At 33.8% G+C, this 13,559-nt stretch carries 14 protein-coding genes; all 14 read left to right on the forward strand.

Annotated features, from left to right (window positions below; all coding sequences use genetic code 11):
- The coding region (locus KTQ83_RS09320) for a glycosyltransferase family 4 protein (RefSeq protein WP_217256622.1) at window positions 1-658 on the forward strand (658 nt) is incomplete at its 5' end.
- The gene (locus tag KTQ83_RS09325; protein WP_217256623.1) at window positions 651-1,694 is read left to right on the forward strand and encodes an acyltransferase family protein; all 1,044 of its coding nucleotides are present in this window, start codon (window positions 651-653) and stop codon (window positions 1,692-1,694) included. The genes KTQ83_RS09320 and KTQ83_RS09325, both read left to right, overlap by 8 nt.
- Complete coding sequence (locus KTQ83_RS09330) at window positions 1,687-2,868, forward strand: radical SAM protein (protein ID WP_217256624.1); 1,182 nt, start codon at window positions 1,687-1,689, stop codon at window positions 2,866-2,868. Before KTQ83_RS09325 ends, KTQ83_RS09330 begins: the two co-directional genes overlap by 8 nt.
- Before the next feature lie 61 nt (window positions 2,869-2,929).
- Complete coding sequence (locus tag KTQ83_RS09335) at window positions 2,930-3,511, forward strand: glycosyltransferase family 2 protein (RefSeq protein ID WP_217256625.1); 582 nt, start codon at window positions 2,930-2,932, stop codon at window positions 3,509-3,511.
- Between the two features lie 54 nt (window positions 3,512-3,565).
- Window positions 3,566-3,757, forward strand: coding sequence for a hypothetical protein (locus KTQ83_RS09340; protein ID WP_217256626.1), 192 nt, complete (start codon window positions 3,566-3,568; stop codon window positions 3,755-3,757).
- A gap of 64 nt (window positions 3,758-3,821) precedes the next feature.
- Entirely contained in the window at window positions 3,822-4,910 is a 1,089-nt protein-coding gene (locus KTQ83_RS09345) for a glycosyltransferase (protein WP_217285037.1), read from the forward strand.
- 19 nt (window positions 4,911-4,929) lie between these two features.
- Complete coding sequence (locus KTQ83_RS09350) at window positions 4,930-5,898, forward strand: DUF6625 family protein (protein WP_217256628.1); 969 nt, start codon at window positions 4,930-4,932, stop codon at window positions 5,896-5,898.
- Window positions 5,899-5,912: 14 nt separating this feature from the next.
- Complete coding sequence (locus KTQ83_RS12570; RefSeq protein WP_342367252.1) at window positions 5,913-6,491, forward strand: acyltransferase; 579 nt, start codon at window positions 5,913-5,915, stop codon at window positions 6,489-6,491.
- Window positions 6,481-7,506, forward strand: coding sequence for an acyltransferase family protein (locus tag KTQ83_RS09360; protein ID WP_217256629.1), 1,026 nt, complete (start codon window positions 6,481-6,483; stop codon window positions 7,504-7,506). Before KTQ83_RS12570 ends, KTQ83_RS09360 begins: the two co-directional genes overlap by 11 nt.
- Window positions 7,507-7,515: 9 nt before the next feature.
- Window positions 7,516-8,430, forward strand: a complete 915-nt coding sequence (locus KTQ83_RS09365; RefSeq protein WP_217256630.1) for a glycosyltransferase — start codon at window positions 7,516-7,518, stop codon at window positions 8,428-8,430.
- Window positions 8,431-8,446: 16 nt separating this feature from the next.
- Window positions 8,447-9,748: a glycosyltransferase family protein gene (locus KTQ83_RS09370; RefSeq protein ID WP_217256631.1), complete on the forward strand. Its 1,302-nt coding sequence runs from the start codon at window positions 8,447-8,449 to the stop codon at window positions 9,746-9,748.
- A gap of 11 nt (window positions 9,749-9,759) precedes the next feature.
- A complete protein-coding gene (locus KTQ83_RS09375; RefSeq protein ID WP_217256632.1) occupies window positions 9,760-11,073 on the forward strand; it encodes a hypothetical protein in 1,314 nt (437 codons plus the stop codon).
- Window positions 11,045-12,097, forward strand: coding sequence for a polysaccharide pyruvyl transferase family protein (locus tag KTQ83_RS09380; RefSeq protein ID WP_217256633.1), 1,053 nt, complete (start codon window positions 11,045-11,047; stop codon window positions 12,095-12,097). Before KTQ83_RS09375 ends, KTQ83_RS09380 begins: the two co-directional genes overlap by 29 nt.
- A 27-nt stretch (window positions 12,098-12,124) precedes the next feature.
- On the forward strand, window positions 12,125-13,111 hold the full coding sequence (locus KTQ83_RS09385) for an acyltransferase family protein (protein ID WP_217256634.1): 987 nt from the start codon (window positions 12,125-12,127) through the stop codon (window positions 13,109-13,111).
- The last annotated feature ends 448 nt before the right edge of the window (window positions 13,112-13,559 follow it).

The following is a 13,559-nucleotide window of genomic DNA, read 5'->3' on the forward strand; positions in this document are numbered from 1 at the left end:
CTATTATTATACGCTATTTCTCGTCAAAAATCAACCATTTGTTGTGACAGAGCCTATGAAAAATAAGATGGATAGTAATCCATTATTCGCAACAAAGACAGTAACAATGCATAACTTTATAGATAAAGTTGAATGGAAAGAGACTGTAAAAAAGGAATACGTACTATATTTTGGACGTTTCTCTGAAGAGAAAGGTATTGGTACACTTATTCAAGTATGTAAAGAATTACCAGATGTACAATTTGTATTTGCAGGAACTGGTCCATTAGAAGAAAGTATTAATGGAATTGGGAATATCAAAAATGTAGGTTTCCAAAAGGGTGAAGCATTGGAAAAGCTTATTCGTGAAGCAAGATTTTCTATTTATCCATCCGAATGGTATGAGAATTGTCCATTCTCAGTTATGGAATCACAAATGCATGGAACACCAGTATTAGGAGCTAATATCGGTGGGATCCCAGAATTAATTCAAGTTAATAAAACTGGTGAATTGTTTGAGAGTGGTAACGGGAAAGACTTGAAAGAAAAGATAGAAGAGCTCTGGGGTGATAAGAAGCTGTGTGAGCAGTATAGCAAGAACTGTAAGGATATCAGTTTTGACACCATTGATGAGTATTACGAAAAAATTGTGATGGTGTATGGTGGAGAGAATGAATAGGGATGAAAGAAAAATAGCAAGTAATCATTATCCAGGTTTGGATGTGGTTCGTGTTATAGCAATTGCGGGCATTGTTCTAATGCATGTACTTGCAAATGGGAATTACGGTCTAAACGGATTTTTATTCGAAAAAGTTATCGGAACGGCAGGCAATTTTACCATTCTGTTTATGATGGTAAGTGCCTTTGGAATGTGTTGCGGATATTATGAGAAATTCAAAGCAGGAACAATTAATATAGAAGCATTCTATAAACGCCGATATAAAAAACTATGGCCATTCTTTGCATTGCTCTGCATTCTGGATGTTGTGATGTCTCCAAGCGCAAATAGTGTATACGAATTTTTTGCAAATCTTACAATGTTGCAGGGATTATTGCCAAACCCACAGATTTCTGTTGTAGGTGTGAGTTGGACTTTGGCAGTGATATTTGTTTTTTACTTGTTATTTCCATTTTTCTGCTTTTTGCTGTTTCAAAAGAAAAGAGCATGGTTGGGTTTTATTATTGCTGGAATTTATAACATTCTCTGTCAGTTGTACTTTTTTGATGAGCAACATGTAATGGGGAATTTTATGGAGAGAGAAAATATCCTGTACAGTGCGATATTTTTCATGGCGGGTGGCCTGATTTATCTTTATCGAGATGAGCTAGTGCGGCTGAAGAATAATAGAATTGTTGCAGTTATAATTCTCGCGATAACGGCTATTGCATATTATTTTCTAAGTCAAAATGACTTGTTTATGGCCGCTTTTTCTGTGGCAATTATAATCTTTGCGATAACTACCGACGGAAAGCTAGGAGAAAACAAGCTGATAAAAAAACTAAGTTCTACTAGCTTCGAGGTTTACTTGAGCCATATGATGATTTATCGGATTTTAGAGAGAGTAAAGATAACTCACATATTTGGCGTAAATGCATTTTCGTATGGAATGACAGCAATTTTGACCCTTGTATTGGCTATTGTTTTTTCCTGCATCGCAAAAGTGGGACTAGAAAAATTTATTATATGTATGAAAGAGAGAGTTAATCATGTCTAAAGAAAAAAAATTAAATGGTACTGTTATCGTTACATATCGTTGCAATGCACGTTGTTCTATGTGTAATCGTTACAAGGCACCTTCAAAAATTGAGGAAGAAATCAGTATTGAAACAATTAAAAAGTTGCCAAAGATGTATTTTACTAATATTACTGGTGGTGAACCATTCATTCGTACAGATTTAAAAGATATTGTACGTGAATTATATAAAAAGTCAGATCGAATTGTTATTTCAACGAATGGATTCTTTACGGATCGTATTGTAGATTTGTGTAAGGAATTTCCTCAAATTGGTATTCGTATTTCTATTGAAGGTTTAGAACAAACAAATAATGAAATCCGTGGTTTACAAAATGGATATCAGCGTGGATATACTACATTGAAGAAACTTCGTGAAATGGGTATGAAGGATGTTGGATTTGGTATGACTGTACAGGATAAAAATGCTCCTGATTTAGTTCCTTTATATAACATTTCTAATGAAATGGGAATGGAATTTGCGACAGCTTCATTGCATAATAGTTTTTATTTTGTTGAAGCTAAGAATATTATTCATGATCGTCCTATGGTCGCAAAGAATTTTGAAAATTTAGTAAATGAACTTCTTCGTAGTAATAGTCCTAAGAAATGGTTCCGTGCATATTTTAATCATGGTTTAATTAACTATATTTATGGACAAAAGCGTTTGTTGCCATGTGATATGAGTTTTGATACTTTCTTTATTGATCCATATGGAGATGTAATGCCTTGTAATGGAACTAAGGATAAAGAAGTAATGGGAAATTTAAACAATCAATCTTGGGATGAATTGTGGAATAGTCCTGAAGCTGAGAAGGTTCGTTCAAAAGTACGTTGTTGTGATCGTGATTGTTGGATGATTGGTTCTGTATCTCCTGCAATGCATAAATATATTTGGAAACCAGCTTCTTGGGTATTAGTTCATAAATTTAAGGCTTTATTTACTAAACATCCTTATAGTATGTATGAACTAAAAGTATGTAGAGATTATCGTGAGGGAAAAGTGACTAAAGAAGAATTGGATAAATGTTCTACTTGTGACATGAATTGTGTAATCAATAATGGCTTGAGTGAAGCATCTAAAGAACAATTGAAGCATAAGACTGGTGAAGAAATTGTAGATGCTGATATCGCACAGCAGATGGAGACAAAGTAAGGAAGTCAATGAAGTATGATGATAACAGTTTTAACCCCTACATTTAATCGGGGTGGGGAGATTGCAAAGCCTCTGGGAATCACTACAAAAGCAAACTGTAAAAGATTTTGAGTGGCTTGTAGTTGATGACGGAAGTACTGATGGTACGAAAGATTTAATTACTCACTTACAAGAAAAAAGTAATTTTCCAATACGATATATCTATAAGAGTAATGGTGGAAAACACACTGCTTTAAATGTAGGAATACATACCATTTGCAGCGAACTTATCTTTATAGTTGATTCGGATGACTGTGTGACAGATGATGCGGTTGAGTCAATACTGAAGATTCACAAGAAATATAGGTCACAGAATAATATCTGTGGATACGCGTTTCTTAGAGCGTTCCCCGATGGTAAAGTCAATGGCAAGAAGTTTGATGTGGATGAAAAAATAGGTTCCTATATTGACGTGCGTGTAAACGGTGATGACACTGGCGCAGATAAAGCAGAGGTGTTCAAAACAGATTGTTTAAAGGAATTCCCTTTTCCCGAATATCCAAATGAGAAATTCCTTGGGGAAGATCTTGTTTGGGTTAGAATGGCTAGAACATATGAGATGGTGCATATTAATAAAGCCATTTACGTCGGAAATTATCTTTAAGATGGATTAACCAATAATCGGCGTAAGCATAATATTGCATCGCCAATAGGATGTATGCATCGAGCAGAGGAATTCATGGAGTTCGACTTAAAGACAAGATATAGAATCAAGGGTGGACTACAGTATATTGTATATGGGAGATTTGCGGGAGTCAAAGTTGTCGATTTGATTCGCAAATCAAGACATAAAGTTCTTGCAACAGTGTGCACACCGGGTGGATTGTTCTTACATTTACGATGGAGTTAAGCACAGTAATTTGATTGATTAAGTAACTAAATGTCTTCTGTCAATAGATGATAGGAGATATTTAATGAAAGTACTTGTTATTAATCCGATTATGTATACATCGGAAACAAAAAATATAAAAAGAGCTGCATCAATAAAAGACACAATGATGTATGATTTTTGCTTAGCGTTCCATGAAATGGGTCATTCTGTAACGCTAGTTGGAGGAGAGCCGTTCAAACCGACAAAAAGTGAAACATATCCATTTGAGATACTGTGGTGGAAGTGTAAGTGCCAAAAAGTCTGCATGCCGCACTGCTTGCCGTTTATGCCAGAGACGTATCAGTATGTAAAACAACATCGTACAGAATACGATTTGATTATTACAAGCGAAGTATTCTCACTGAATTCGTTGATGGCATATCGAGCTGCACCAGACAAGACAATTGTCTGGCATGAACTTGCAAAGCATAATGCCATTATGAAGAGAATTCCCTCAAAGATCTGGTATGGAGTTATAGCAAGACTCTTCATGCAAAACGCAAAGGTTGTTGCACGTTCAGTAGAGGCAAGGAACTTTGTGAAGAAATACTGCATAAATACAGATATAAATGTAATTGATCACGGCGTCAACCTCGATAAGTTTAAAGCATCTACTGAGAAAGATAACTGTTTCGTGGTTTGTTCGCAACTGATTGAACGAAAGAAAATCGATGGAATCCTTGAAAAGTTTGTCAAGTATCTGGATCAGTACAATACTACATGCCGATTATATATTATAGGAGAAGGAGAGCTGAAGGAAAAACTTCAGAGTATGGCACAGGCTCTGGAAATCGCTCCGAATGTAATTTTCACTGGAAAGATGACACACGATGAACTGCTCCCGATTTTGTCTAAGTCAAGGGCATTGCTTGTTAATACAGTGAAAGACAACAATATGATTTCCATCGTAGAAGCGATTGCAGTTGGAACGCCTATTGTCACAACAGATGTTCCGCTAAATTCCACCTATATCAAAGATTATCAACTTGGCATTGCGAAGAAACAGTGGGATGAATCCGATTTGAATGATGTGGTTTCTAATAGTAAAATGTATATTGAAAACTGCATGAAATACAGATACAAACTTTCTACAAAACAAAGGGTAGAACAGTTCTTGGAAGTTAAAAAATGATAAGATTATGGAGGATAAAATGTATTCAATAGCGTATGTTGTACCCTATTTTGGAAAGTTTCCAAAGGGGTTTCAATTCTGGCTGTTAAGCTGTAAGTGTAACCCATCGATTGACTGGCTGATTTTTACAGATGATAAAACGCCTTATGATTACCCAGAAAATGTAAAGGTTACATATTGGACGTTCGATCAGATGAAGAAAAAGGCTCAGGCAATTTATGATTTCCCAATTTTCCTGGAGCGTCCGTATAAGCTCTGTGATTTCAAGCCGGCGTATGGTGAGATTTTTGCAGACGAGCTGAAAGACTATGATTTCTGGGGACATTGTGATATAGATCTGGTTTGGGGTAATATCCGCAAATTTTATACGGATGAAGTTCTCGGTCAATATGAAAAAGTTGGTTTCAATGGACACTCCAATCTCTATAAGAATACACCTGAGGAGTGTACTCGCTATAGAACACATATTGAAGGAAAGATGTACTATCGGGATGTCTATTCAGTCGATAAGGGCTTTGCATTCGATGAGCCGGGTATGGATGACATCTACGAGGCACTTCAAATTCCAGTCTATAAAAAAATTGATTTCGCAAACCTGCTGAAATATGATTATGGCTTCTTCCTTGACTGGGGTAAGGAAGAGGATGCGTACAAAAATGAACATCAGGTCTTTACATGGCACAATGGAACTCTTCTTCGCCATTATTTGGATCATGGTAAAATAAAGGATGAAGAGTATATGTACTTGCACTACTGGTGCCGCCCGACAACTTTTGCCATTAAAGAGTACAATGAGCAAAAAGATTATCTAATTTATGCAGATACTACAACTGATAAGCCATTTAAGCTGACTTCTGACTTGATCTTGAAAAGAAGCCGCCGCAGTAAAGTAAAATACTATGCGAAGGTACTGTGGTTTAATAGGAAGAAAATCACTTGGGAAAGAATCGTATTTAATGTAAAGGGAATGTTGAACTATAAAAAGTAAGGAGGTAGCGATAGGTGGGACTTTATAAAGTATATGATAAATTTCGCCGTTATTGGCGGCAGATACACATGCTGACGATCCGTGATGGATGGAAGAAGATGGCCTACATAAAAAAGCGCGGAATGTTTGGCGCAGTGGGTGAAAATTGCTATTTCCAGTCGAATATACTGCCTGCAGAACCGTTTCTGGTCTATTTTCATGACAATGTGGCCATTTCGGCAGGCGTAAGAATTGTAACCCATAGTGCATTGAATACTGTGTTTAATCATGAAGAAAAAACAGATCAGTATCTTTGCCGCTTCGGAAAAGTTGAAATTGGAAATAATGTGTATGTAGGTGCAGATGCAATTATCAATTATGGAGTTACAATTGGGGATAATTGTATCGTGGCTGCTGGAGCAATTGTTACGAAGGATGTTCCTGACGATAGTATAGTAGCAGGGGTGCCCGCAAAAATTGTAGGAAGTTATACAGATGCAAAGAGAAAAAATAAAGAGTTTTCTGAAGCATATTTAAACTTGGGTTTGCGTGAGCCGTGTACAGTTGAAGAAATGTATAAAGCTATCATAGTAGGGGAAAATAATGACAGATAAAGTGAAAGGAAGAGAGTGTTGGATCGATGTTGCGAAAGGAATTGGAATAATCCTGGTTGTATTAGGACATGTAACTCGTAATGAAAATTTAATACGAATTATTTATTCTTTTCACATGCCACTGTTTTTCTTTCTAGGCGGATGGATTATCAATAGAAATTGTGGAAAAAACATAATTAATAAACAATACATCAAGAAGAAATTTACAAATCTCATCCTACCTTTTTTCGAGTATAGGATTATTCTAGTGTTATATTGGTATATTTTCGAATATAGATTTAGGGAATTAGATGTTGGGCCAATATGGTTTCTACCAGTAATGTTTTTTTCATACATGATAATTTCTTTTATTATGCCATATATAAAAAGTACGAATGCAAAGAGAGTTGTATTTCTATTTTTTGCGTTATTGGTGATAGTTGGATTGTTATTTAGACAGTATGTGTACAAATTGAATATAGTATTATTAAATGAAGTGTATGTTAATAGTATAAGAGTACTGACTGGTTGTTCTTGGATGACAGCTGGAATGAAAGCAAATGATTACATTATAAATTCAAAAAAAGTAAACTGTGGTTTAGTATTTGGAATTACTGCAATTGTATGTATAGTCCTATCTTTTGTAAATGGTGATGTCAGCTTATTTAATTTGCAATTTGGAAAATCATATGTTTTATACTTTTTAGAAGGTATTTGTGGTATAACGGCAGTTCTAATTGTATCTAAAGTTATTTCTTCTAATAGACTGATAGAATACTTGGGGCAATCCTCAATGATAATCATGGCATTTCATGAACCGATAAAAAGGGTGTTATTTTTCGTTTATGATGCCGTAGTGACAAAATTTGTTGTAGAGGGGACACATGAAGTTATAAGAACAACTGTTACGGGATCTGTTATTCTAACGACAATTACGCTAGTAGTCTGTATTAGTGTGGTATATATATTTAGAAAGCTAATAGAAAAATTGCCAGATAATAAATGGTGCGAGATGTTATTTGCTTTTATGAAATGAGAGGATTATATGGAAAGAATAGAAATATTAATGTCCACATATAATGGAGAAAAATTCATAGAGGAACAGATTAAGAGTATATTTTCTCAAAAAAAACATGAAATACATCTGTTAATACGAGACGATGGTTCAAAAGATAACACGATTGAAATTGTAAAAAGATTGAAAAGAAAATTTTCAATAGATTTTTATTCTGGAGAAAATCTTGGACCGGCAAAGAGCTTTATGGACTTAGTTTACCATTGTGGGGAAGCTGACTACTATGCCTTTGCTGATCAGGATGATATATGGAATCTCAATAAAATAGGTGATGCAATCAATTTTATTTCTGCTCGGTCTGATGGACCTGCTGCATATTGTAGCAATTTAACACCGGCCAAAGATAGTAATACTATCCTGCAGGATAAATTGCTTTCGGATTGTATTGCTACCAAGTATACACAGATATTATCCAGATGTTCAGATATTTTTGGCTGTACTATGGTATGGAATAAAGACTTACAGAATATTATTGTAAGTTTAAATCCACCAAAAGAATTAGCAATGCATGACTATTGGATTGCGCTGATCGCATCCTGCTATGGTGTTATGTTATATGATAAAGACTCTAAACTACTTTATAGACAACATGAGAACAATTCGGTAGGAGCTGGAATTTCCAAATTTCGAAATTGGAAAGGAAGATTAGCTTGGATATTTAATAAAACAAAATTTTCTGCGGCAATAACAGCAGAAGAGATGTTAAATGCCATGAAGCAAAATGAAAACTTTAATAGGGAATTTTATGAGTATACAAAGCTTCTGAAAGATTACAAGAATAGTATTTTTTCAAAATTTAAATATCTTGTACACGCTGATATGAGTGCAATGAATTTTAAACAGAAGTGTTTTCATGTACTTTTGGTTGTTACAAGTAGTCTTTAAATGTGGAGAAGTGAGTATGAGTAAAAAAAGTTTTACACAAAAAGAGTATGTACTTTCTATTTCTTTTGCTAATTACCTAAAAGGAATAAGTGGTATGGCGAAAGTTCTAATGGAGCATCAAAAAATGTTCAACAATAAAAATGTGGGATATGTAAATTTATTTGTTGTAAAAAAATATCTATTTCAAGAAAAAATAACTGCCTTTTGTTATTACGGCCTTGTTATTAATGGCGAATATAGCGGGATTTATTCTATAGAACAGATTATTAACTTGATAAAAAGTTGGGATGATCAGGGAAAAAATTTGATTGACATTCATTTGCATCATTTATTGTATGTGAAACTTAAGCAAATTGATAAGTTGTTGAGTCATATTCGTGCAGTGCCAATTAAATTATATTTGCATGATTATTATACAGTATGTTGGAATTATACACTATTGAAGAATGGTGAATCTTACTGTGGACCCCAAAAGATGTGTCCTAGTAAGTGCAATGACTGTAGATTTTATGATAGAAGTAAGCCAAGAGTAGATCAAATTCAAGATCTGCTAGTTAAATATAAAAAAAGAATTTTAGTGGTCTCCCCATCAGAAGCTACTAAAAATATATGGTTAGAGTCATATCCCGAATTTAGAGGGCAAACAATAGTAATAAAACATCAAAAGGAAATTGGAAAATATCGAGAGAATTTGAAGCCGTTATCAAGCTGTAAAAAGATTAGCATTGCCTTTCTCGGAATGCCAGCAGAGCATAAAGGATGGAAGCAATGGGAAATGATGGTTGAGAACTACAAGGAAGATTATCGCTTTGTTGTTTTTAATAGTTCTGATGAAGAGTACCAGAACATGGAGAAAGTAAAAATACAGTATTCTCCAGGAAATTTAAGTGCAATGACAAAATCATTAAGAGACAATGATATACAGGTGGCATTGTTATGGGCAAAATGGCCAGAGACTTATTCTTACACATTTTATGAAAGTTTATCCGCCAATTTATATATTATAACAAATCGTGTTAGCGGAAATATCACCAATCAAGTAGAGGGAAGACGGTGTGGCATAATATTAGAAGATGTGAATGAGCTATATCAACTGTTAGGTGATAAAGAAGTACTTAGAGAAAGAATAAACGATTTTAGAATAAAGTGCGATGGCGGAGCTTATTATTTGAAAGAAAATGATGAAATCGTTGAATATTCGCTTAAAAAAATGAACCGAAATACAATGGTTAGTGGTTGTATAAATCTCAAGCTACATGACTTTGTGGCGACTAAACTACTGAATATTTTGTATCATCTTGGTAAAATACCGGGGTAGAGGAGATAATAATGAGTTTATATGTAAAAAAAAATATAGATTTCTTTACATTGTTTATGATATTTGTTCAGTTGATATTTCTTAAGTTTTATGGTAAAGAACAAATAGGAAACAAGCTTTTGCTGATTTTGTGCATGGTTTCATTGCTTCGATACTTTTGGCATTATGCTAAAAATCAAGGAGGAATGCTAATAATTGGTTTTCTTATACTACAAATCATGGCTAATGTTCTTGTATTAGGAGGAACATTTGATAATGTTCGCAGCAACATCATTATGTTGACATATCCAATAGCCTGTATAATGTTTTTGGAGTATTTTTGTAGAAGATATTCAGATGATTTTATACGCTATTTTAAGAAAGGATTTTGGATAGTAAATGGATATTTTCTGGTTAATGTGATAGTGCTTTTGATTCAATTACAAGGTACAGGTTTTATGATTGGCGTTAATGCTGCTGGAACAGTAAATCCTATGTATGAGGATTTAATAGCTGGGTTGCTTGGATATAGTGGTACTCATCAGTTATCATTATTTATGACCTTTGTCATACTTTATAACATGGCATATTGGAAATATGAAGTTTCTGAATTGAAAAAAACTCCGTTGCTTATATATTTAATCGCTTGCATTATATTTTGCTGCTATATATCTATAGAAAATTATAATCAGGCATTTTTCTTTGTTTTGCCTATTGGAATTGCGCTTTTTATTTTGTCTTCTGGTTTAGATGTTAATAAGTTAACTGTATCCTGGAATACTGTATTTAAGTACTTATTGTGGGGTGTTATTTTATTTCTGTTCATTGTTTTTCTATACAATTCCAACGAAGCTGTGCGTGTGTTTATTGATGATAATTTGTTCGATAAGATGGATATGGCATCGTCAGCAATGGAAATGGGAGTTGCTGCAAATGGAAGTGACGAGAGATTTGCGATGATATTATATGGACTTGACAATTTAAATGGTTGGGAATTAGGTCGAGGAATAGGTAATTACTTTGTTTGTCAAGGCGGTGCAATGGGATTTCGGCATTTTGGTCAAGCTAGTATGGGTACACTAATATGTTTAATGGGAATCTGGTTCGTTTTAACTTTAATTTGTTATTACACGTATCAGCTTACCAAGATAGTATATGACAGGATCAACTTTATAGGATTTGCAATATTTTTCATCTATTTTGTTTTCCTGTTTGTGTATTGTCAAATTGCTTATGACAACATAGTGGCTATATGGTCTGTTTTTTCTTTATTGCCAATTAAGTTTGTTCTTGAAAAAAAGAGGGAGGTAGATGAGTATGAATATCGGAGTTGTAACTTTTACTGATGGAACTAATTATGGGCAGCGTTTACAAAATCTAGCAGTGCAACATATTTTTGAAGAATATGGCCATAATGTGGAGACTTTTATTATTAGAAGACCCGATTATGGTATTAAAAACTTTATAAAAAGAACAATGAAGGCAGCAATTCACCCTGCTTCAAGTTTTGTAGAATACTGTAGACAGAGAGCTTTTGGGCGCTTTAATAATGAGTATATAAATTTTTATAGAAAAAAATTATATGTGGGAATTGATTCGACTGAGATTGAGAACGAATTTGATTTAGTGGTAGCTGGAAGCGATCAAGTATGGAATCCTTATTCGGCATGGGTAAGCGAAAACAATTTTTTGACGTTTATATCGAATAGCAAGAGAGCATCGCTTGCAGCGAGTTTTTCAATTGATGATATACCTGAAGACAAAAAATTATTGTATAAAAAGTATTTGGAAGGAATACCTAAGATTACTGTGCGAGAAATAGGGGCTCAACGCTTGATTATGAACTTATGTGGGAAAAAAGTTGATGTTATTTCAGACCCGACAATTATCGTAGGTGAATCTTTTTGGGAAACTATTATGAAAGAACCCAAAATGAGTTTGCCAGAAAATTACATTGTAGATTATGTTTTGGGTTCTAAGACTGAAACAAATTTTATTTATCAATTTGCATCTGAGAATAATCTAGAAGTAGTTTCCTTAAATAAGAATTCTAAATGGTATGTAACATCGCCGGCAGATTTTTTATATATAATAAAGCATGCAAAGTTTGTTTTTACAGATTCCTATCATGGCACGATTTTTTCTATTATTTTTAAAAAACCGTTTAGAAATATACTAAGAAAAGACGCTAATATTTCGATGCAAAGCAGGTTTGAAACTTTATATTCTACTCTTGGTATTCATAAAGAATTTGTTTTATCACATGACAACCTTCATGAAACGTTTGACTATTCATCCATTAGTCAAAGGATGAAGGAGGAAAGAATCAGATCCATTAGAATTATCGAAAAAAATATTCTCGAAATGTGAATTTTGAGATAAAGGGAAGGAAAGATAATGAGTGATATAGTTTTAGTGCTAGGGATTATGTTTTTCCTGGTATGTTCTATCCGATTTTCTTGCAATAAAAAGGAAGTAATGTTTTTTTCAGTTGAACAGACAATAGCACTTAAAGGAGTTGCAATTTTATTAGTATACATCCATCATTTTGCCCAGATAAGATGTGCATTTTATAACAATCACACATTTTTAGGATTTTTAGGTGTTTCAGTGTTCCTTTTTATTTCAGGTTATGCCACTATGGTTCAAGCAAAAAAAAAGCAAGACGGGTGGAAAAAAAATTACTGGAGAAAAAAAATTAAAAGGCTAATCATACCGAGAGTCATTGTAGTATTTGTATTTGGATACCTAGCTGGTAGAACGTTGTTACAAGGCCTGGTTGAAAGCGCTTTCTTTTGGCAGGATTGGTTTTTGGCGGCAATTATATTTAATTATGCTGTATTTTATATTGCATTAACTAAAAAGAAATCTGTTGTAAAGGTTCTATTTATTTGTGAGGCAATATTTGTGGTATGTTGCATTGCAAGTAATCAGCTTATTATGTGGTATAATACAGCATTTATGTTTGCATTTGGTGTCTTATTTGCAATGCATAAAGAAAAAGTTTTAGAGGTGATTTCTAAATTATTATATCATAGAAAACTAGCAGTTCTTTTATTAATTGTTTTGATTTTTTGCTCTATGATGAGATACCAACGATTTATATTTGATACTTTAACGGGTATTTTATTTGTCATGTTAGTTATAATTTACACGTATGAAAATAGCTTTTTTTCTAAATTTTACGAAAATGTAGGTAGGTTTTCTTGGGAATTTTATTTGGTTCACTCAAGAATTATAGGAATTGTTTTAAATAGATTTACAAATAACAATTTACTGGCATTTATTGAATCTGCAATAATTTCTCTTGGTATTGCAGTTGTTCTTAATAAGACACTTGAGGCATTTTATAACCTAATTTCAAAATTTAAATTAAGTCGGTAAGAACGGTAGCAATATGAAAATTGAATGAGCTATAAATGTGATGCGGAAAATCATTTTTGACGTGCTGCTTAGATTATATCAAACGGTCTTTCCGTTTGAAATTTGAGTTGTGATGATTAAACGTTGAGCATGGAATATTTGAACTTGAGCAGTTTATTTCGGATGTGGTTACAGTTCGAAATGCGTTTTTACGCTCTTTGAGGCAGTGCTTTTCGGAAACACCTGTTGTTCCAGTACTTCGTTCGTGAAGGTTTCATCCAACGGACAGACAATAGGCAATTCATTTGCGAGCTGTTGTACCTTCATGACTGCCTTTTCAAAAGTGTCAAAATAGTTACATTGATACTGAGTGTTTACAATACATCAAAATTTGGCGATATAGTTTTATTAGTAAGCTCCTCTTTTGCAAATGGGTGGTAAGTGACAAATTATTACAGGCAGTGCTATA

The organism is Holdemanella porci (assembly GCF_019052655.1).
Taxonomy (GTDB): domain Bacteria; phylum Bacillota_I; class Bacilli_A; order Erysipelotrichales; family Erysipelotrichaceae; genus Holdemanella; species Holdemanella hominis.